This is a genomic window from Halobaculum sp. MBLA0143 (genome assembly GCF_041361465.1).
In the GTDB taxonomy this organism is placed as follows: domain Archaea; phylum Halobacteriota; class Halobacteria; order Halobacteriales; family Haloferacaceae; genus JAHENP01.
The window spans coordinates 2,511,324-2,530,742 of sequence record NZ_JBGKAC010000001.1 but is presented as its reverse complement, the minus strand read 5'-3'; the positions used below and the strand labels follow the sequence as shown (position 1 = coordinate 2,530,742).

19 protein-coding genes and 1 tRNA gene are annotated in these 19,419 nt (G+C 70.0%); 8 read left to right on the top strand and 12 right to left on the bottom strand.

Translation table 11 applies throughout. The features are described from left to right. Positions 1–86: 86 nt before the first annotated feature. Positions 87–1,421 carry an MFS transporter gene (locus RYH79_RS13160; RefSeq protein ID WP_370899853.1) on the top strand — a complete coding sequence of 445 codons (1,335 nt, stop codon included), beginning with the start codon at positions 87–89 and terminating at the stop codon, positions 1,419–1,421. Between the two features lie 291 nt (positions 1,422–1,712). Further along, the gene (locus RYH79_RS13155; RefSeq protein ID WP_370899851.1) at positions 1,713–1,991 is read left to right on the top strand and encodes a DUF8015 family protein; all 279 of its coding nucleotides are present in this window, start codon (positions 1,713–1,715) and stop codon (positions 1,989–1,991) included. A gap of 10 nt (positions 1,992–2,001) precedes the next feature. On the opposite strand, the gene lysA is transcribed toward RYH79_RS13155, so the two are convergent. Genes lysA through dapA form a run of 4 tightly spaced genes read right to left on the bottom strand, consistent with a single transcriptional unit; the run spans position 2,002 to position 5,868 of the window. Then, entirely contained in the window at positions 2,002–3,261 is a 1,260-nt protein-coding gene (lysA, locus tag RYH79_RS13150) for a diaminopimelate decarboxylase (RefSeq protein ID WP_370899849.1), read from the bottom strand. Then, positions 3,258–4,100 (bottom strand): 2,3,4,5-tetrahydropyridine-2,6-dicarboxylate N-succinyltransferase, encoded by an 843-nt coding sequence (locus RYH79_RS13145; protein ID WP_370899847.1) that lies wholly within the window; start codon positions 4,098–4,100, stop codon positions 3,258–3,260. The genes lysA and RYH79_RS13145 overlap by 4 nt, the downstream gene beginning before the upstream one ends. Further along, the gene (gene dapB, locus RYH79_RS13140) at positions 4,097–4,915 is read right to left on the bottom strand and encodes a 4-hydroxy-tetrahydrodipicolinate reductase (protein ID WP_370899845.1); all 819 of its coding nucleotides are present in this window, start codon (positions 4,913–4,915) and stop codon (positions 4,097–4,099) included. Before dapB ends, RYH79_RS13145 begins: the two co-directional genes overlap by 4 nt. Beyond that, on the bottom strand, positions 4,912–5,868 hold the full coding sequence (dapA, locus tag RYH79_RS13135) for a 4-hydroxy-tetrahydrodipicolinate synthase (protein ID WP_370899843.1): 957 nt from the start codon (positions 5,866–5,868) through the stop codon (positions 4,912–4,914). Before dapA ends, dapB begins: the two co-directional genes overlap by 4 nt. A 412-nt stretch (positions 5,869–6,280) precedes the next feature. Between dapA and RYH79_RS13130 the strand changes: the two genes are divergently transcribed. After that, a complete protein-coding gene (locus RYH79_RS13130) occupies positions 6,281–7,957 on the top strand; it encodes a molybdopterin-dependent oxidoreductase (RefSeq protein WP_370899841.1) in 1,677 nt (558 codons plus the stop codon). Positions 7,958–7,972: 15 nt separating this feature from the next. Here RYH79_RS13130 and RYH79_RS13125 read toward each other — a convergent pair whose 3' ends face one another. Then, the gene (locus RYH79_RS13125) at positions 7,973–8,284 is read right to left on the bottom strand and encodes a DUF8081 domain-containing protein (RefSeq protein ID WP_370899839.1); all 312 of its coding nucleotides are present in this window, start codon (positions 8,282–8,284) and stop codon (positions 7,973–7,975) included. A 131-nt stretch (positions 8,285–8,415) separates the two neighbouring features. On the opposite strand from RYH79_RS13125, the gene RYH79_RS13120 reads away from it, so the two are divergent. Next, a complete protein-coding gene (locus RYH79_RS13120) occupies positions 8,416–9,561 on the top strand; it encodes a M20 family metallopeptidase (RefSeq protein ID WP_370899837.1) in 1,146 nt (381 codons plus the stop codon). A gap of 541 nt (positions 9,562–10,102) precedes the next feature. Here RYH79_RS13120 and RYH79_RS13115 read toward each other — a convergent pair. Next, positions 10,103–11,068, bottom strand: a complete 966-nt coding sequence (locus tag RYH79_RS13115; RefSeq protein WP_370899835.1) for a zinc-dependent metalloprotease — start codon at positions 11,066–11,068, stop codon at positions 10,103–10,105. Between the two features lie 135 nt (positions 11,069–11,203). On the opposite strand from RYH79_RS13115, the gene RYH79_RS13110 reads away from it, so the two are divergent. Both RYH79_RS13110 and RYH79_RS13105 read left to right on the top strand, forming a co-directional pair. Further along, on the top strand, positions 11,204–12,595 hold the full coding sequence (locus tag RYH79_RS13110) for an NAD(P)/FAD-dependent oxidoreductase (RefSeq protein WP_370899833.1): 1,392 nt from the start codon (positions 11,204–11,206) through the stop codon (positions 12,593–12,595). Between the two features lie 80 nt (positions 12,596–12,675). After that, entirely contained in the window at positions 12,676–14,031 is a 1,356-nt protein-coding gene (locus RYH79_RS13105; RefSeq protein WP_370899831.1) for an aminotransferase class III-fold pyridoxal phosphate-dependent enzyme, read from the top strand. Between the two features lie 11 nt (positions 14,032–14,042). On the opposite strand, the gene RYH79_RS13100 is transcribed toward RYH79_RS13105, so the two are convergent. Next, positions 14,043–14,372, bottom strand: a complete 330-nt coding sequence (locus tag RYH79_RS13100) for a 4Fe-4S dicluster domain-containing protein (protein ID WP_370899829.1) — start codon at positions 14,370–14,372, stop codon at positions 14,043–14,045. Between the two features lie 85 nt (positions 14,373–14,457). On the opposite strand from RYH79_RS13100, the gene RYH79_RS13095 reads away from it, so the two are divergent. After that, positions 14,458–14,931, top strand: coding sequence for an SRPBCC family protein (locus RYH79_RS13095; RefSeq protein ID WP_370899827.1), 474 nt, complete (start codon positions 14,458–14,460; stop codon positions 14,929–14,931). Here the strand turns inward: RYH79_RS13095 and RYH79_RS13090 are convergent, their stop codons facing one another. Further along, positions 14,932–15,354 (bottom strand): RNA-binding domain-containing protein, encoded by a 423-nt coding sequence (locus tag RYH79_RS13090; RefSeq protein ID WP_370899825.1) that lies wholly within the window; start codon positions 15,352–15,354, stop codon positions 14,932–14,934. Then, positions 15,351–15,914 carry an AAA family ATPase gene (locus tag RYH79_RS13085; RefSeq protein WP_370899823.1) on the bottom strand — a complete coding sequence of 188 codons (564 nt, stop codon included), beginning with the start codon at positions 15,912–15,914 and terminating at the stop codon, positions 15,351–15,353. Before RYH79_RS13085 ends, RYH79_RS13090 begins: the two co-directional genes overlap by 4 nt. 94 nt (positions 15,915–16,008) lie before the next feature. Here RYH79_RS13085 and RYH79_RS13080 point away from each other — a divergent pair. Beyond that, positions 16,009–16,113, top strand: a tRNA-Arg gene (locus RYH79_RS13080). Positions 16,114–16,644: 531 nt separating this feature from the next. Here the strand turns inward: RYH79_RS13080 and RYH79_RS13075 are convergent. The 3 genes from RYH79_RS13075 to RYH79_RS13065 form a co-directional block, all read right to left on the bottom strand. Continuing rightward, entirely contained in the window at positions 16,645–16,839 is a 195-nt protein-coding gene (locus RYH79_RS13075) for a hypothetical protein (RefSeq protein ID WP_370899821.1), read from the bottom strand. Between the two features lie 276 nt (positions 16,840–17,115). Next, positions 17,116–17,988, bottom strand: a complete 873-nt coding sequence (locus RYH79_RS13070) for a hypothetical protein (protein ID WP_370899819.1) — start codon at positions 17,986–17,988, stop codon at positions 17,116–17,118. Positions 17,989–18,074: 86 nt separating this feature from the next. Further along, positions 18,075–19,370: a M48 family metallopeptidase gene (locus tag RYH79_RS13065; protein WP_370899818.1), complete on the bottom strand. Its 1,296-nt coding sequence runs from the start codon at positions 19,368–19,370 to the stop codon at positions 18,075–18,077. Positions 19,371–19,419: the final 49 nt, after the last annotated feature.

The window sequence follows — 19,419 nt, the reverse complement described above, 5'->3', positions numbered from 1 at the left end:
TCGGTGGCCCGCCCGACACTTCAAGCGTTTCAGTTCGACCGGCAGCCACCCACGGAGTTATCAGAGGGCCGTTCCAGACACACACGATGGCAGACGGCACGCCGGCGGAGTCGGAGCCGTTGGACCCGCTGGCCCCGTTCAGACAGGTGTTCGCGCTGCCGACGGACCTGTTCGTCCTCTCGGCGGCGATGTTCGCGTTCAGCCTGGGGTTCCAGATGACGGGACGGTACGTTCCACAGTATCTCGCGGTGTTGGGGGCCGGCAGCGTCACCATCGGGCTGTTCGGCAGCCTGGGGAACCTGATCTCGGCGGTGTTCCCGTACCCAGGCGGCGCACTCTCCGACCGGATCGGCTCGCGGCTGGCGCTGACGCTGTTCGGGGTGGCGTCCACGGCGGGGTTCCTGGTGTGGTGGGCGGCCGGGGCGTTCGCGGACGTGTCGGTCGTTGCGGAGGTCGCGGGCGTGACACTGTCGACGAACGCCGCGATCGTGTCGTTGTTCCTCGGGCTGTTGCTCTCACAGGGGTGGAAGTCGTTCGGGCTGGGGGCGACGTTCGCGGTCGTGAAACAGTCCGTGGAGCCGGACCGGCTGGCAGCGGGGTTCGCGGCCACGGAGACGTTCCGCCGGACGGCGTTCCTACTGGGGCCGTTGCTGGCGGCCGCGATTCTCACCGTGTTCGCCTTCCGCGAGGGGTTCCGGGTGATCCTGTTGGTCGCCGCCGGCGTGGGGCTGCTCGCCACGGTCGCGCAACACCTGCTGTACGACGCCAGCAACGACTCGCTGGGGGACACGTTCGACGGACTGGCGACGATCCGAGCGGATCTCGCGTCGCTGCCGGCGCCGCTGCGGCCGTTGCTCGTCGGTGACACGCTCGTCCGGTTCGCAAACGGGATGGTGTACGTGTTCTTCGTCCGCGTGGTGGTGGATCTCCGGGCGGTCGGGGCGACGCTGCCCGTGGTCGGCCGACTGTCGCCGGAGGCGTTCTTCGGCGTGTTGCTGGCGATCGAGATGGCGGTGGCGCTCGTGACGATGGCGCCGGTGGCGCGGCTGGCGGAGTCGGTCGGACTCGTCCCGGTGGTCGCGGGCGGCTTCGCCGTCTACGCCGTGTTCCCGGCGCTGATCGTCGCGGCGCCGGCGACCCCGCTCGTGTACGCCGTCCTGTTCGCCGTCTCCGGGCTCCGGTTCGCCGGGCTGCCGGCACACAAGGCGTTGATCGTCGGCCCGGCAGAACGGGAGGCCGGCGGCCGGGTGACGGGGTCGTACTACCTCGTCCGGAACGCGGTGACGATCCCGAGCGCGGTCGTCGGCGGCTGGCTGTACGGCGCGGACCCGCGGGCCGCGTTCGGGCTGGCGACGGTCGTCGGGCTCGTCGGGACGGGTTACTTCCTCGTGCGCGGCGAGGAGTTCGCCGCGTACGCCTGAGACGGGTCGCGGCCACGCCGGCGACGCGGCCGACCGCCGCCGTCGGCGCCACCGGACTCCCTCGGCCCCCCGTAGCCCGCCGGCAGCCTGCCTCACTACGACGACCGTAGTTTCGAGTTTTCCCTATCTCGAATACTTGATGCCGGAAAACACCCGTCTGAACCCGTCAGCGTCGCTCCTAGTAGACGTATCTGCATAACTTACGAAGAACCACTGCGTCGCCCCGCCCGTGGCAACTCGCAGACTATGGGGAAGTATTATATGCCCCCGACGCATACCGTAGTACGTACTATGACCGGTTACCACGACTACGTACTCGGCCTCATTCCCACCTTCGTCCTCGGACCGATCGCCGCCGCCTCGCTCGTGGGGCTGTCCGTGCGCATCGCCGTGGCGGTCGGTGGGGCTGCCGCCGCGTTGGTCGTGGCTCACGCGATGTTCGTCCGCGGCCCGGTGCCGTCCCAGACGACGACCGTCACCGCCGCAGACGGCGTCACCGCCGACACGACCGACCAGCCGGCGCAGACGACCGCGCAGAACAACAGTGCCGTCGCGCCGGGCGGCGACTGACCGCGCAGAACTACGTCTTCTCCAGCCGCGTCACGTCTCCGAGCGTCTCCGCCTCTCGAGTGACGCGGGTGTCACCGTCTTCGACCGCCACCTCACCCGGCAACGGCTGTGAGTGGAATCGGCTCGCCAGCTCGTAGCCGTACGCGCCGGCGTTGCCGACCGCCAACAGGTCCCCCCGCTCCGGCTGTGCGAGCGGACGGTCGGTACAGAACACGTCCGCGGAGGTACAGCAGGGGCCACCGACGGACACCGGCTCCGCTTCGCGGTCGGACCCCGAGAGGTTCCGGATCGCGTGGTAGGCGTCGAACATCGCCGGCCGGACGAGCGTCGCCAGCGAGGCGTCCACGCCGACGACGGTCGCCTCTGGGGTCCGCTTGACCGTGTTCACCCGGGTGAGGATGGTCGCGGCGTCGGCGGCGACGTACCGCCCGGGCTCCAACTCCACCCGAGCGTCCAGCTCGCCGACGGCCGCCCGCACGCGGTCGGCGACGACGGACAGGTCCAACGGCTCCGTCTCCGGGCGGTAGGGGACGCCGAAGCCGCCGCCGAAGTCGACGAACTCCAGCCCGCCCACCGCGTCGCCGACCTCGCGGGCGACGTCCGCCACCGTCGACAGCGCCCGGCAGTGGTCGTCTAAGTCGTCCCGGAGGACCCCGCTGCCGACGTGGGCGTGGAGTCCGACGAGGTCGAACTCCGCGGCCACCTCGCGGGCGACCGCCGGCACCTCCGCCGCGGGCACACCGAACTTGGCGTCCTTCCCGGTGGCGACCTTCTCGTGGTGGCCGGTGCCGATCCCGGGGTTGACACGGATCGACACCCGGCCGTCGAACCCGAGCTCGGCCAACCGGTCGAACGTGTCGCGCGCGCCGGCGGTGACGGTGAGCCCGGGGTGTTCGGCCGCCAGCCCGGCCGCGTACTCCAGGTCGACCGCCGGAGGGTTGACCGCGGTGTACCGCAGGCTGTTCGGGTCGGCGCCGGCGTCGATCGCGCGTTGGAGCTCCCCTCGAGCGGCACACTCGATCTCGGCGCCGGCGTCCATCACGGCCGAGAGCACCGCCCGGCCGGTGTTGGCCTTGGCGGCGTACATCACTCGCGCCTCCGGGAACGCGTCGTCGAACCGGCGGTAGTTCTCCCGAACTCGGTCCAAGTCCACGACGTACAACGGCGTCCCGTGTTCCTCGGCGGTTCGTTCCAACAGCTCCTCGTCCCAGTCGGACAGTCGGCGGACCAACGGGCCGTGGATCCGGCCGTAGTCGTCGTCGGCGCTCACTCTCGTAGCACCTCCTCCCGTTGGGTGGCGTCCAGCGTCTCACGCTCCAAGTCCGTGGCGACGACGGCCGGCTTGAACGCGCCGGCGTCGCCGAACAGGTCGTGTTCGCCCAACGACGACGGGACGTAGCGGGCGAACGCCCGGCGCTCGGCCGGGAGGTGGCCGTAGTACACCTCCTCGTCGACCAGGTCGTAGACGGGCACGTTCGGCGTGAGCAGCGTGTTCTCGCCGACGACACAGTTCTCGCCCACCCGGAACCCGGAGGTGACCCGACAGCCGGCGCCCAGCGCGACGCCGTCCTCGATCACGACCGGCGCCTCCTCTACCGGCTCCAACACGCCGCCGATCAGCGTGTTCGCGCCCAGCTTCACGTCCGCGCCGATCTGGGCACAGGAGCCGACCGTGTCACAGGAGTCGACGAGCGTACCGTCGTCGACGTACGCCCCGACGTTGACGAACGACGGCGACATGGCGATACAGTCTGCCCCCAGGTACGCCCCACGACGGATCACGGTGCCGTCCGGTGTGTTCCGGGTGCCCCGTTCGCCGAGGTCCTCCGTCTCCCGCAGCGGCAACACGTCGTAGTACCCCACGCCGCCGTGTTCTCGTCGCCGGGTCTCGTTGAGGCCGAACGCCAACAGGACCCCGCGCTTGACCCACTCGTTGGCCGTCCAGGTCGTCACGTCCGCGCCGGTCTTCTCGGCGGCCCGTACCTCGCCGGCCTCCAGCGCGTCGAGGAACGTCTCGACGGTCGCCACGTCCTCCGCGGTCGCGTCGCCCGCGTCTAACCCCGCCTGGTAGCGGTCCCACAGCGCCCCGATCTCTGACTCTAAGCTCACTGTGTGTCACTCACGGGGTCGGAGGTAGTTGCCTCTGCCGACTCCGTTCGGTCGTCCAACACGTCGTCGAACGCGTACACCCCTGGGTCGCGGTCGGCCAGCCAGACGGCAGCGTCGACGGCGCCGGCGGCGAACACACGCCGACTCCCGGCGCGGTGTGTCAGCTCCAAGACGTTGTCGTCGCCGGCCAACAACACCTCGTGTTCGCCGCTCACGTCGCCGGCCCGACGGGCGTGGACGCCGACCTCCGTCGGTGACCGCGGAGCGACCCCCTCGCGGCCGTGGGTTCGTTCCTCCAGGCCGGGGCGGGCGGCCTCCACCTCCGACACCAGCGTCTCGGCGGTCCCGCTGGGGGCGTCGCGCTTGCCGTTGTGGTGGGTCTCCGTCACCTCCACGTCGTAGCCCGGGACCGCCCGGACGGCGGCCGCGACCGCCCGGCGCAGCGCCGCGACGCCGCGCGAGAAGTTGCTGGCCCACAACACCGGCACCCGGTCGCCCGCCCGCGTCAGCGTCTCGCGGTCCGTCTCCGACAGTCCGGTGGTCCCGGTGAGGAAGGCGGCGTCGTGGTCGGCGGCGGTCTCCGCGTACGTCGTCGTCGCCGCGGGCGCGGTGAAGTCCACGACCACGGGGCGACCGTCGACGTCCGCGAGCAACTCCGGGAGCGTCTCCGGCTCCGAGACGGCGACGCCGGCGACGGGGTCGTCGACGGCCGAGCGGTTGACGGCGCCCGCGACGGCCAGCCCGCGGTCGGCCGCGACCGACAGCACCTCGCGGCCCATCCGGCCGCCGGCGCCGGTGACGACGAGCGTCGTCACGCCTCGGTCACCCCCCCGAGCGGTCCGGTCGCGTCCAGGTCGGCGAGCAGTTCCGTCAGCCGGTCGCGGGTCTGCTCGGTCGCCCGGGTGAGCGGGTCGCGCAGCCGCGGCTCGCGGTTCTCGCGGATCGACAGCGCCTCCTTCACCGGGATGGGGTTGGTCTCGCGGAACAACGCCCGTGCGGTCGGCCCGAGCTCGTGGTGGGTCGCTCGGGCGGCCGCGAGGTCGCCCGCCAGCCCGCGCTCCACGACTCTGCGGGTGCGCTCCGGGAGGACGTTGCCGATCACGCTGATCGTCCCGGTGCCCCCGAGTGAGACGACGGGGTGTGTCATCGCGTCGTCGCCGGACAACACGTCGAACGCCGCCTCGCGGGTGCGCTCTACCACCTCGGAGATCTGGTTGGCGTCGCCGGAGGCGGCCTTGTAGCCGGCGATCCCGGGGTGGTCAGCGAGTTCGGCGACCGTCTCCGGTTCGAGGTTCGACCCCGTTCGGGAGGGGACGTTGTAGACGACGCAGGGCACGTCGACGGCGTCGGCGACCCGGGTGTAGTGGCGACGGACGCCGCGCATCTCCGGGCGGTTGTAGTACGGCGAGATGAGGAGGAGAGCGTCGGCGCCGGCCGCGACAGAACGCTCCGACAGCGAGATCGCCTCGTGGGTGGCGTTCGAGCCGCTGCCGGCGATCACCGGGCAGTCGACGGCTTCGACCACCGTCTCCACGACGGCGACGTGTTCGTCGTGAGTGAGCGTCGCCGACTCCCCGGTGGAGCCGACCGGGACGATGCCGTCGACGCCTGCAGCCGCCAACTGCTGGGCGCGAGCGGCGAGGTGGTCGTGGTCCACCTCGCCGTCGTCGTCGAACGGCGTCGGCATCGCCGGGTAGACGCCGGCGAAGGTGTCGTAGTCTGTGTACTGGTCGTCCCGTGGAATCGAGCTGAGTGTGGGTGTCGTCATCTGTGTCCGGTCGTGTGTCGGTCTGGTCTGTCGCGTCGTCACTGCGCGTCGTCGACCCTCGCCCGGGACGGGGTCGCCACCCCCGCCACGAGCGACACCGCTACCGACGTTTCAGAACGGAGAGCGACGGCACCGTGGCGGCCGTGGTGGTCCCGTCGTGTGTCACGTCTGCAGGGTGACCGTGTGGGTTGATGAACGTTCCGCCGACGGCAACGGGCGGGGCGAGGGAGTCGTCCGCGACGGCGTCCGTGTCCGTCGTGACAACGGACGCCGCAACGGTCCTGCTGTCCGTTGCGGCAACGAGCGTCGTAACGGTCTTAATATCCGTTGCGGCAACGGACGCCGCAACGGTCTGGCGCAGTGTGCGACAAGCTGCCGAACGGTTAACGGGTCGGGCTGGTGTGTTCGTTCCATGCCGTTCCGCCAGTCGATCCCGTTCACACGGACGGACATCGCCCTCGCGTCGTCTGCCGGTGTCGCCGGTCTCCTCGCCTCCTACGCCGTCGCCGGCGTCACGCCGTCGTTCGTCGCCGCGCCGGTGTCGGCGTTCGCCGCGAAGACGCTGCCCGGTGCGTTCATCACGTTCGCCATCCTCGTGCTCGGTGACCTGGGACAGAAGCTCAACCTCCTGACGGCCATCGTCGCCGCGACCGTCGGGCTGGCCGGCCTCGCTGCGGTCGGTCTGGTCGTCGCCCGTCGAGTCGAGACACCGGGCGTCGAACTGCTGGCCGCGCCGGCGGCGGCGGCCGTCGCGCTGCTGGCCACCGGTGCGCCGACGAGCAGCCTCGCCACGGGCGCGGGCGTCGCAGTCGTCCTCGGCGGCGGGCTGGCGGCCGACCGGTTCGACGGCGGCGCGCCCGCGGTCAGCGGCGACCGACGCCGGGTGTTGGGCGGGCTCCCGGGGCTCGTCGCCGTCGGTGCCGCGGCGGCGGCGCTCCGGAGCCGGGCGGGCGGCGAGCGCAGCGAGCCCGCGACCCCGGACGCCCTCGGCGGCGGTGAGGAAGACACGACGGCCACTGCGACCCACACGCCGACGCCGACACCGCGGCCGGAGGCCCCGGGGACAGCCACGGCCAGCACGGAGGCGGCCGCAGGCGGTTCCGGAGGCGACGGCGGCGCGGGTGGCGACGCGGACGCGACTCGGACCCCCGTCGCCACCGCGACACCGACGCCGGCGCCACAGTCGGAGATCGACCGACTCCTGGCGGAGGCCGACCGGAAGTCGCTGGGCGTCGACGGGATCCAGCCGCTCGTGTCGAAGAAACACTACGAGGTGGACATCAACGCGGTCAACCCGGACGTGGCGGCCGGCGACTGGTCGCTGTCGCTCACCGGCCGGGTGGACGAGGAGCTGACGCTGTCGTACGACGAACTCACGTCGATGCCGGCGGACAACCGGTTCGTCACGCTGCGGTGTGTCGGCGAGGCGCGCAACGGCCGGAAGATGGACACGGCGCTGTGGACGGGGGTGCCGATCGACCCCTTGTTGGAGCGCGCCTCGCCGGACGGCGCGTGTGACTGTGTGATGCTCCGTGCGACGGACGGCTTCTTCGAGGAGCTCGGGATCGAGGAGCTCCGAGGGGGTCTGCTCGCCTTCGGCATGAACGGCGAGGTGTTGCCGCGGCGCCACGGCTACCCCGTCCGACTGCTCGTCCCCGGCCACTGGGGGGAGGTGAACGTGAAGTGGATCGACGAGATCCAGTTCCTGGAGTCGTCGAAGCCGGGCTACTGGGAGAAACGCAACTGGCAGGGCACCGGTGAGGTGAACACGGTCGCCAAGCTGAAGACGGTGAACCGCGGCGACGGCCGGATCGAGGTGGCGGGCCACGCCTACGCCGGCGTCAGGGGCGTCAGTGGGGTCGAGGTGTCGACGGACGGCGGCGAGACGTGGACGGCGGCCCGGGTGAGCGACCCGTTACCCGGCGACGACGTGTGGCGCCAGTGGGTCTACGAGTACGACGCGCCGGGCGAGGAACACGAGGTGGTCGTGCGGGCGATCGAGTCCGACGGGACGACCCAGTCGGAAGAACGGACTGGCCCGTTCCCCAGCGGCGCCAGCGGCTGGGTGTCGAGGACGATCAGCCCCTGACCGGCTCGGCGGCCGTCAGCGGAACTGGCCCAGCGTGTCCGGCGGCGGCGTCGTGTCGCGCAGCCGACGACGACGCTTGTCGTAGGCGCCGTCTAACGCCAGCGCCTGCCGTCGTCGAGAGACGAGGTAGCCGTCAACCTCGCTCCGGTCTGCCGGGTGAGCCGCACGGATCCACACCGGGCGGCTCCCCTCCGAGAGCCCGTCGGCCCACGCCTCCGCGGCCCGACGGTCCGGGAACGTCCGCCGGGAGCCCTCGCGGTTGACGAGTCGCCCGACCGCGCCGTTGGCCTTCCGAGCGGACTGTTTCACCTCGACGACGTAGCTCACGGGTGTTCTCGGGCGCCCTCGCACAAAAGGCTGAACTGTCGCGTCGTCGGCCGCCGGGCACTGTGGAGCGTTGCCCGCCTCGCGCCGCGGGTCGTCGTCAGCGCTTTGTCCGCCGGGCGTCACGCTCGGACGTGACTCTCCAGCGACTCACGGAGCAGCTCGTCGGGGTGGCGAGCCACGAGGACGAGACGGCCGCGGGCGAGACGGTGGCGACGTGGTTCGACGGGCGGGCGCAGACCCGACGCGACGAGCACGGTAACGTGTTCGCGCGCCGCAACCCGGAGGGCGACCGGTCTCTGGCGTTCGTCGGCCACCACGACGTGGTGCCGCCGGCGCCGAGCCAGACGACCGGCGAGGGGACGAACGGCGACTACGTCGTCGAGACGCGCGACGGCCGGGTGTACGGCCGCGGCACCGCCGACATGAAGGGGTCGGTGGCGGCAGCGATGCTGGCCGTCGCAGAGGCGGACGCCGACGCGCTCGCCGCGGCGGATCTGGAGCTCCTGTTCGTCTCCTTCGCCGGCGAGGAACGGGGCGGCGTCGGCTGCCGCGCCGCCCTCGCGGACGGCTTCGCCCCCGACTACGCCGTCGTCGGCGAGGGGTCGACGGGGTACTCCGCGCCGGGGGTGACGGACGTGGCGATCGCCCACCGCGGGCGCCGCGCCAGCACGCTGACCGTCGCGGGAGAGGCCGCCCACGCCAGCGAGCCCGAGGCCGGGGTCAACGCCGTCTACCGCGCCGCCGACGCCGTCTCTGCCGTGCGCGACCTGACGCCCCCGACGACGACCGTCCAGGGCGAGCGCGTCGCCGGGACCGTCTCCGTCACGGAGGTCGACGGCGGCAGCGCCTGGAACGTCGTCCCGGAGTCGTGTTCGATCACCGTCGACGAGCGCACCGTCCCCGGCGCCCGGGCGGATCTGGCCGGCGTGAGCGACCTCCCCGGCGTCTCTTGGTCGGTGGAGCAGGACCTCCCGCCGATGGCGTGTGACGACCCGGCGTTCGCCGGCGCCGTCCTGTCGGCCGCCCGTGAGGCTCAGGCGGACGAGGAGAGTGTCGCCGGCGTGGACGACTACGAGACCGGTGCCCGTCCCCAGCACGTCGTCAAGCCCCACGCGACCGACGCGGGCTGGCTCGCCGACGCCGGGACGACCTGTGTGGTCTGTGGCGCCTCCGAGCCGGGCGAGGCCCACACCGACACCGAGAGCGTGTCGTTGGGAGTGTTGCGTCGTCTCCGTCGGATCTACGATCGGACGATCGACGAGATGACTGCTGTCTGAGCTCTCGCCCGTCTCCGATCCCGCGTGTGGACTCTACTCCTCCGTGGGGTGTCCGAACGGGTTGGAAGCCCGGCGAGCCTCGTCTCGGTGCCGACGGGAGACGTTCTCGCTCGCTTGCCCTGCTCACGGGCTGTGATCCCGATACCACGCCCTCTGGCGCTCGCGTAGTGGGCGCTCGTGCTCCTCGGTCGGTCGCTCACTGCTCGCGGCTCGCTCCGCTCGCCGGTTCGCGGTGACACCGCGAACACAGCGAGACCCGGTCGGAGCTCGCTCCGACGTACGACGAGCGAGCGGAGCGAACGAGAGTTCGTCGGGACTCGCTCCGAGGCGAGACGGGCAGCACAGCCGAGCGGAGCGAGGCGAGCAGCGCAGTCGGTCGTGGAGGGCTGCGGCGCGGGGGTTTCGGCCCGTCCGTGGTGCCGCGACAGACAGGTTGGGCAGCGAGCGAGCACGACAGCCGTGCTCTCGGACCGTTCGCAGTCTCACGCTCGTCGAGTCGGCCCCCGACCGTCGGCGACCACCCACCGAAGACAGTCCAAACTCAGACGACCCGAGCGACCCAGGCGCTCGGGTCGTCCAACTCCGTCTCGGACGGCAGATTGTCGGCGTCCTCCCAGACGAGCGAGGCGGTCGCCACGTCCGTCTCGTCGGCCACGGCAGAGAAGAACTCGGCGCCGCGTTCGTACTGTTGGCGCTTGGCACCGAGGCCGAGCAGACGCTCGAACAGCTGGGAGACGGGGCTCCCGCCGCCGCGGCGGTCGTCGAGCTTCTGCCGGAGGTCGGCGTACTCGTCGTCGAACGCACGGTCCATCAGCAGCTCGGCGTACCCCTCGACGGCGGTCATGGCGGTGTTGAGCTCCGACAGCTGCGAGCGGTCGAAGCGGCCGTCGGCCAGCGACTCGACGACGGTGTCCATCCGGGCCTCGAGGTAGTCGGAGAGCCACGGCGCGGAGCCGAACTCGGCGGCGTGGGCGACCTCGTGGAAGGCGATCCACCGGCGGAAGCGGGGGTACGCCACGTCGAGTTCCTCGGCGACCCGGCGGACGTTGGGCCGGACGAAGTACAGTCCGTGGTCGGGGTCGTCGGACTCGGCCATCAGGAGGGGGTCGTACTGCCCGAGGACGTTGCGGGCGAGGAACGCGAGCGTGACGGCCATCGTCCCGGTGTTGACCGACCGTGCGACGCCGGGGAACAGGCCGGTGCCGGCGTTCTCCAGCGGCCCCATCAGCCGGGCGAAGGTGTCGACGTTGGCGTCGATCCAGTGGTGGCGGTTCTGTACCTCGATACGGTCCGGCAGCGGGAAGGAGACGCCGCTGGTCGAACGCAGACCCTCGCGGGCCGCACGCACGTCGTCGGCGAAGCCGGCCCGTTCCTCGGACGACAACGCGAGGTCACCGGGGTCGGTGGCCCCTTTCGCGGCCTCTCGGACGCCGTCCCAGTCGACGACGCCGGTTCCGTCGGCAGCGTCCGCGACCGCGCGAACGCTCCGGGTGAAGTCCGTGCTCATAGCCGAACTGGGTGGCGCAGCGACATACGTCTTGTGCGGGCCACCGACCGTCGGCGAGAACGGCTCCCCCCGTCGAGAGCGACCACTCGGTGGCGGTTCGGGACGTTTAATACTGACACGAGTTGGCAGTGTAGTATGCAACGAGTGGACGTGGCGGTCGTCGGCGGCGGCCCCGCGGGGGCGTCGGCCGCCCACGCAGCCGCGAGCCGCGGCGCAGACACACTCGTCCTGGAGAAGGGAGTCCCGCGCGCGGATCGTGAAGGGTTAGGCCCCGACTCCACCGACGCCGCCGGGATCCTCGACTACTGGGTGGACGTCATGGGGATTCACCCGGACGAGTTCCCCGAGGGCGTCGTCGAGACGACGCTGGACCGCGCGGAGTTCGTCGGCCCGACGGAGTCGGTGACGATGCACACCACCGGGATCGAGTCGTCGTACGACCAGTTCGGGTTCACGATGCACCGGGCCCGCTTCGACGACTTCCTGCGCGAGCGGGCGGAGTCCGCCGGCGCAGCCTACCGGACCGGGACGGCAGTGAAGTCGGTCGACACACACCAGTCGCGCCGGGACCGTCCGCGACACGTCCTCCACGTCGCGGACGGAGAACAGGTCGGAACCGACCACCTGATCCTGGCAGACGGACCACAACGGACCGTCACCAACGGGGTGTTAGACGAGTTCCTCCCCGAGGAACGGGCGGCCAGCCAACGGCTCGCGGCGCCGGAGGTGAACCACATCGCCTACCAGGAGTACCGCCGATTCCCGGAGGCGGCCTACGAGGACGTTGCTGGCGCGATCCGGTTCTGGTGGGGGCTGATGCCGGGCCACACCGCCTACCCCTGGGTGTTCCCGAACAGCGACCAGGTGTGTCGCGTCGGGCTGACGATGCCGATCGACCTCGACTTAGACGAGGTGCCGAACCGTGATCGGTACGCGTTGTTGGAGCCGGACGACGAACGGGTGCCGACCGGACGAGAGTACGTCCGGCGGCTCTTGGAGCGAGAGTACGGCGACGAGTACGACGTGGAGACGGACTTCCCGGTCGTGGAGGAGGCCGGCAAGTCCACCGGAACGGAGACGTACCCGATCTCGTCGACCCGACCGATCGAGTCGCCCGTGCAGGCGGACGTCGCCGTCGCCGGCGGGGCGATGGGTGCCACCTCGGCGTTCCACGAGGGCGGCGACCACACCGCGGTCCGGACGGGCGCCATCGCGGGCAGACTCGCGGCAGAGGGTGACCTGACGGAGTACAACCGGAAGTGGCGGACGGCCATCGGCGACGAGGTGACCCGCAGCGTGACGATGGCGGAGATGGTTCGCGACTACGACCCGGACGACTGGGACGCGGACTTCCGGACCGCCCGCAAGATGCTGTCGGACGGCGACTCCGGCGCCTACGAGCTGTTCGAACGGAAGCTGACGGGCGGGCTGGACGCCGCTCGGCTGTACCTGGGGTACAAGCTCCGGAAGTGGCGACTCGGCGACGGGGACTACCTCCAGTTGACCGCCGACGAGTACGTGTACTGAACCCCCGACCTGACAGGTAACTTTCGCGTCTGTCGAAAGATTCTCACCGGATTTATGATCGGGGCTCTCGTCCCGGTGGTATGGACCGACACCGTGCGGAACCGCAGGTGACGGAGATGCCCGGTGAGCGAGCCCGCGAGTGGGCGTCGTACCACCGCGAGCAGGCGGCGACGAGCACCTACGTCTACGACTTCGTCTGGGACATCACCGACGAGGCAGAGGGCCCGTTCGTCACCGACGTGGACGGCAACGTTCTCTTGGACTTCACTTCCCACGTCGCGGCGGCGCCGTTGGGTTACAACAACCCGAAGCTGACGGAGCCGATGAGCGAGTTCGACCTCCCGGATCCGTCGAAAATCGCCGGCCAGGACTTCTACCTCTCGGACGGGTCGACGCCGGGCGACTCGAACCTCCCCGGCCCGACGGAGCTGATGGACGAGCTGACGGACACGACCGAACAGTACGGGCTCGACACGGTGTTCCTGTCGAACTCCGGTGCGGAAGCGGTGGAGAACGCGATCAAGATCTGTTACGACGACACGAACGGCGGTCGCTACGGGGTCACCTTCCACGGGGCGTTCCACGGCCGGACGCTGGGTGCGCTGTCGCTCAACCGCTCGAAGTCCGTCTACCGCCGGGAGTTCCCGGAGATCTCCGGCGTCCACGACGCGCCGTACTGTGACGACCGGACGTGTACGCCGGAGACGTGTTCCTGTGGCTTCTTCACCAACGGCGGCGACACGAGTGTGCTCCGAGAGGCGTTGGACCCGAAGACGGGGTGGGTCGACCCCGACGAGGTGTCGTACGTCGTCGTCGAGCCGATCCAAGGCGAGGGTGGCTACCGGTTCCCGTCGGACGCCTTCGTGGACGAACTCGCCTTCCTGACGGAGGAACACGACATCAACCTCGTCGCCGACGAGATCCAGTCGGGCGTCGGCCGCACCGGCGAGATGTGGGCGTCGAACCACTACCCGTACGAGCCGGACGTGATCACGTCGGCGAAGGCGCTCCGGGTGGGCGCCACGATCGGGAGCGAGGAGACGTTCCCGGACGAACGGCTCCGGCTCTCCTCGACGTGGGGTGCCGGCGACATCGTCTCGGCGATGCAGGGCGTGTTCACGCTCCGGGCGATCCGGGACTACGACCTGTTGTCGAACGCGGTCGAACGGGGCCGACAGTTCCAAGAGCTCCTCCACGACGCCGACTTAGAGGGTGTCACGGACGTACGTGGCAAGGGGCTGATGCTGGCCGTCGAGTTCGCGTCGAGCGACCTACGAAACGAGGTGAACGAGGCGGCGATGCGACGGGGACTGCTCACCCTCTCGTGTGGAGACGACGTGATCCGGGTGTTGCCGCCCCTTGACGTGACGGAACGAGAGATCGAGATGGGTGCGAGTATGTTCGTCGACACCGTCCGGGCCGTCGCCGGTCGCTGACTCGAACTCGGTCAGATCCGGTTCTCTCGGCCGGGGTCGACGTCGACGGCGTCGACCGGACAGACGTCGACACACAGCATACAGTCGATACACTGCCCTTCGCGCACGGGGTCGGCCTTCTTCTCGCTCTCGGGGTGGTCGGGCGTGTCGACCCAGTCGAACACGTCGACGGGACAGTCTTCCAGACACGCTCCGTCGCCGATACAGATGTCGAAGTCGACGGCGACGTGGGCGCCGTGAATGCCGAGCTGCTCCGGTTCGTCGACCGGGCCCCACACCGCGTGGCCGTCGTGGTCGTCCGCCCGTTCGCGCGTCCGTTCGAACTCCGGGTCGATTGCCATTCGTGAGATATCTCGGGGCGCGGCGGGTGTCAAAGCTTCGACGGCGAACGGCACGGCCTTGACCGTGGGGTACCTCTGTCCGGGCATGGACGTCGCCGCCGCCACCGTGATCGACGCCCCCCGAGAGACGGTCGTCGCGTTCGTCGACGACCCGAACGCCCAGGCCCGCGTGACGCCCGCGATCACCGGAATCGCGGACGTACAGCAGCAGCCCGACGGTGGGCGCCGGATGCTGTACGGCTACCGCGTGTTCGGGCTCGTGTTCACGGGTGCCCTGGAGACGACCACGTACGACCCGCCCGACCGGGTCGTCTTCGAGATGACCGGCGACCTGGACGGGGAGATCCGGTGGACGTTCGAGGCGGTGGACGGCGACCGGACGCGGTTCACCTACGCCGCGACGTACGACCTCTCGCAGCTCCCGTTCGCCTGGCTCGCCCGCCCGTTCGTCCGGTGGTTCAACCGACGAGAGCTGCGCGAGACCGTAGAGACGACTCGTCGACTGGTCGAGTCGGACGGCGAACGACGACGGGCCGAACTGGCGCAGCCGCCGGCGTAGCTACTGTCCGTCGGGGTCGACCGGCGTGCCGCCCTCCGTCGGCGGAGCGACGTGGTCGATGTACTCCTCGACGGACGGGTCCCGGACGGCCACGTCCACCTCGATGTCGCCGAGTTCGTCCGGCTCGCCGACGGCGAAGTTGATCACCCCCTCGTAGGCGGCCTGTTTCTTCAACGCGAAGGAGAACCCCTCCTCGTCGGCGCTGTCGAAGAACTCCCGGCGGGCGGTGTCGAGAATCTCCTGATCGTGGAGCCGGTCGGAGAACCCCTCCAACGAGTGGGTCTCGGCGACGACCCGACCGGGCTCCGAGCGCACGTCGACGTCCGGGAACAACGCCTCGACGGCGTCGATCACGCGGTCGGTCACCTCCGTGTCGTTCACGGGGGTCTCGATCCGGGCGTCGACGCTGTAGATCGTCGTCACGCGCCACCTCCCGCCGCCTCCGGCGTCTCGACGCCCAGCAGGTCGGCGATACGGTCGTGGAACGTCGCCACCGATCCAGTGTTGTCGACCGTCACGTCTGCACGCTCCATCACGTCGACCAGACCGAACGCGCGTTCACGCTCCTCCCGTTCGCGGAATGCGGTCGTGTCGCCGTCGGAGTCGTCGCGGCCGCGGTCGGCGGCGCGTTCCGCCCGCACCTCGAACGGGGCCTCGACGGCCACGAGTCGGAAGTCGTCGCCGAACGCCTCGCGGAACCGGTCGAGCTCGGCCGGGGCGCGGAGCCCGTCGACTAAGACTACGTCGTCGTCGACGCGCCGCAGTCGGTCGACGGTGCGGTCGGCGACTGCGGCCGGGCCGTCCTCCTCGCGGAGTCGCTCGGCGACGGTCCCGTGGTTCTCCGCCGGGTCCAGCCCCCGTCGGCGGCAGGCGTCCCGGATCACGTCGCCCATCGTCACGACCGGAATCCCCGCGGACTCGGCGACGGTCGCGGCCTCGCCTTTCCCGCTGCCGGGCAGTCCGACGGTCCCGAAAATTCGCATCGGCGCCTACTACTCCGCTGGCGCTGTTAAGCGCTGCGGGTCCGCCCGTCCGGACCGGGGCGCTTTTTGTCGTTCGTTCTGTCGTATGGAGTGAGGGCGCGTAGCTCAGCCAGGATAGAGCGTCGGACTTCTAACTCCGCCGGCTCCGCCGGTGGGGGGAGACATCCGATGGCCGTGGGTTCGAATCCCACCGCGCTCGGTACACCGACCTTTTTCACTCCTTGGGTGCGCGCCGCAGGCGCGCACCCAAGGAAAAAAGCTCGATCAAAAAGCGCTCGCTCGGTCGCTTCGCTCCCTCGCTCGCGTACTGCATCGTAGTGCCGACCACGGGGTAGGGGATCGAGTCTAGCGTGTGACCGTGGTCCGGGAGCGGAGTGACCGTGGTCCGGGAGCGGAGTGACCGTGGTCCGGGAGCGGAGTGACCGTGGTCCGGGAGCGGAGTGACCGTGGTCCGGGAGCGGAGTGACCGGAGCAGGGAGCGGAGTGACCGTGGTCCGGGAGCGGAGTGACCGTGGTCCGGGAGCGGAGTGACCGTGGTCCGGGAGCGGAGTGACCGGAGCAGGGAGCGGAGTGACCGTGGTCCGGGAACGGAGTGACCGGAGCAGGGAGCGGAGTGACCGTGGTCCGGGAACGGAGTGACCGTGGTCTGGGGAGGGAGTCGTCAGCGGAGAGATCGAGAGAGCTGAACCGCACAACGGCGAACGCCGCCAGCCGACAGTGGCCTGGGCGATCAGCTTCGACGACGGACGACAGTTCGCAGGGGCGGACCGACGGCGGCGAACACGAACCCGACGGCGACAGCGACGACCGGCTCGAACAGCAACGGCCGCCCGGCGAGCCAGTCGCTGGCGGCGGCGACCGCGACGACGAACACCGTGACCACGACGCCGGTCGTGATCTGATTCAGTAGAGAGCCCCCGTTCACGATCCACCCCTCTCCGAGTACGGTGCGCTGTCCACACTTCGGGCTGCTGTCCAGTGATGGTAGACCTTTCGCACGCCTCCCGAACGTCAGTTAGAGCCCCAGACCGGCCCGTCTGTAGGCGGAGGGTTCAGTTCGGCGAACAGGCTCGCCCGAAGCACATCGAACGGGGTGTCACGGGTAACTCCAGGTGTGGAGCCGACCGTGACCAGACGAAGCGTGCGACAGAGGTCGACGACGGCGGCTACGGTGGGTTCGGTGGGTGCCCGGTCCCGCGGTTCAGTACCGACTCGGCAGGTACGCCAGCGCGATCAGGAACACCGCGCCGATCCCGGTCACGATGCTGACACCCCACAGCCCGTTCTCGTGTTCCGTGAACTGATCCATCCGATCCTGGTGGGCCTGGTACTGCTCGTAGTTCGTCGTCAACACGAGCGTCTCGTTGTCGGGGAAGTGGGCGAAGTACGTCTGGTCCCCGACGGTGACGTTCGCGTGGTTGGAGACGGACACCTCGATCTCCTCGGTGATCGGCCGGGAGAGCCGGGCGCCGTCACCGCCGACTGCGGCGACGGTGTACTCGTTGCCGTCGAACTGGACCGCCTGGCCCTGCTCCACTGTCAGCCGCTCGGGCTCGGGGAAGTAGTCGGCTGCGGGGAGCAGCGTCCGGTTGCCGTCGGCTCCCTCGCGGACGACGTACTCCGTGCCGTCGACGGTCTGGACGTCGTTCTGGACGGTGGTGTCGTTCTGGAGGATCGCGGTGCGGTTGATCGTCCCCTCCAACGTGACACTCGTCGCGTTCGGTCCGTCGACGAGGACGGTGTACGTCTCGTTGCGGAACGTCACGTCGGAGCCGTTACCCCACGTCGCAGTGTCGAGGGCGGACTCATTGGTGTACACGAGCGTGCCCGAACGGACGAGTTCGGGGCCGCCGCCCCCACCGTGGCCACCGCCGCCGCCACCCTGCATCTCTGCGTCGATGGCGTCGACGGTGTACGTCGTGTCTCCGACCTGGAACTCCTCCGTCTCCCCGAGTTCGTGCTCGGGGCTGTCGAAGGCGAGCTCCGGCGGTGTGGCGACTGTGATGAGCGAGAACGCACTCACGCCGACCACGAGGAGGAGAACGGCGTACAACGCCGCTGCGCGTCGTTGCATACCCGCGAGTCGGGTGTGGCCCCGTTTGTAGGTTACGTTTCACCCTCCGGTCGGCTCGTCCGAGTGAACTCGACGAACTGGAGCGGTCAGTCGGCGGCGCCCGGCCGTCGCTCGTCGGCGGCCCGTTCGGCGTCCGCCTCGGCGTCCAACTCCCGGACGCGACGGATCCGCTCCGGCACCGGCGGGTGGTCGTAGTGGAACGTCTCGTACCACGGGTGCGGGAACGGGGTCGAGAGGTTGTCGGCCGTCAGCTGTGCGAGCGCACCCGCCATCGCCTCGCCGCCGACGATCTCGACGGCGTAGGCGTCCGCCTCTCGTTCGTACGCGAGCGAGAAGTAGTTCTGGAGCGGACTGGTCAGCCGGGTCACCGGCCCGACGACGAGCAGGCCGACGGCGAGCCCGACGTACGGGGTCTGTGGTGTGCCGACGGCGGCGTACAACGCCGGTGCCTCGACGATCACCCCCAGGAGGGCGAAGATCACGGCGAACTGGACGGCCGCGAGCCCGACGAACTTCCAGATGTGCCCCTCGCGCCAGTGAGCGAGTTCGTGCGCGAGGACGCTCTGGACCTCCTCCGGCTCCATCCCTTCGACGAGAGTGTCGAACAGGACGACACGCTTCGCCGGACCGAACCCGGTGAAGTAGGCGTTCGAGTGTGACGAGCGCCGGCTGGCGTCCATCTCGTACACCTCGTCCGTGCGGTAGCCGGCTCGCTCGAACACGTCGTCGACGGCCGCCCGGAGATCACCCCCCTCGATCGGGGTGAACTCGTTGAACAACGGATCGATCAGGCGTGGCTTCACGACGGTGAAGCCGACGACGAACCCGACGGCCAACAGCCAGCCGGCGACGGGCCACAGGCCGATGCTCTCGACGGCCCACAACAACACCGCCGCCAGCGGGACGGTCAGGAGGAGCGACACCACGGTCCCGACGACGGTGTCACGGAGCCACAGCCGGAGCGTCTGGTTGTTGAAGCCGAACACCTCCTCCACGACGAACGTCTCGACGAGATCGAACGGGGCAGACCACACCTGCAAGGCGAGCACGCCGCCGGCGACGAACACGATCCCCTCCACCAGCGTAGACACGCCCAGCCCGTCCACGAGGGCGACGGCGTCCGCGAACAACCCCGAGAACAACACCCCGAGCACGGCCACGAGTCCCATCCACGACCGCAACGCGCCGACGCCGGTCTTCACCCGATCGTACGCCAGCGCCTCCTCCGGATCGTCGATTCCGAGCTCCGAGACGACCCACGCTCGTTCCTCGGCCACGGTCGCCTCCTGGTGTCGCAGGTTGAGCACGTCCAACACCGTGAAGAACGCCTCCGTGCCGACGAGCAACACCACGATCCCGGCAGCGACGACTGTGGAGTCCATGTGTAGTGTGATATCGGCTGTCAGTGTAAAAAGTACCGACAGGTCTCCG

What these genes read in the sequence shown, in the direction of transcription:
- RYH79_RS13160 (WP_370899853.1), top strand. Translation starts at nt 87, where the DNA reads ATGGCAGACGGCACGCCGGCGGAGTCGGAGCCGTTGGACCCGCTGGCC.
- RYH79_RS13155 (WP_370899851.1), top strand. Translation starts at nt 1,713, where the DNA reads ATGACCGGTTACCACGACTACGTACTCGGCCTCATTCCCACCTTCGTC.
- dapA (WP_370899843.1), bottom strand. Translation starts at nt 5,868, where the DNA reads ATGACGACACCCACACTCAGCTCGATTCCACGGGACGACCAGTACACA.
- RYH79_RS13130 (WP_370899841.1), top strand. Translation starts at nt 6,281, where the DNA reads ATGCCGTTCCGCCAGTCGATCCCGTTCACACGGACGGACATCGCCCTC.
- RYH79_RS13115 (WP_370899835.1), bottom strand. Translation starts at nt 11,068, where the DNA reads ATGAGCACGGACTTCACCCGGAGCGTTCGCGCGGTCGCGGACGCTGCC.
- RYH79_RS13110 (WP_370899833.1), top strand. Translation starts at nt 11,204, where the DNA reads ATGCAACGAGTGGACGTGGCGGTCGTCGGCGGCGGCCCCGCGGGGGCG.
- RYH79_RS13105 (WP_370899831.1), top strand. Translation starts at nt 12,676, where the DNA reads ATGGACCGACACCGTGCGGAACCGCAGGTGACGGAGATGCCCGGTGAG.
- RYH79_RS13100 (WP_370899829.1), bottom strand. Translation starts at nt 14,372, where the DNA reads ATGGCAATCGACCCGGAGTTCGAACGGACGCGCGAACGGGCGGACGAC.
- RYH79_RS13095 (WP_370899827.1), top strand. Translation starts at nt 14,458, where the DNA reads ATGGACGTCGCCGCCGCCACCGTGATCGACGCCCCCCGAGAGACGGTC.
- RYH79_RS13085 (WP_370899823.1), bottom strand. Translation starts at nt 15,914, where the DNA reads ATGCGAATTTTCGGGACCGTCGGACTGCCCGGCAGCGGGAAAGGCGAG.
- RYH79_RS13070 (WP_370899819.1), bottom strand. Translation starts at nt 17,988, where the DNA reads ATGCAACGACGCGCAGCGGCGTTGTACGCCGTTCTCCTCCTCGTGGTC.
- RYH79_RS13065 (WP_370899818.1), bottom strand. Translation starts at nt 19,370, where the DNA reads ATGGACTCCACAGTCGTCGCTGCCGGGATCGTGGTGTTGCTCGTCGGC.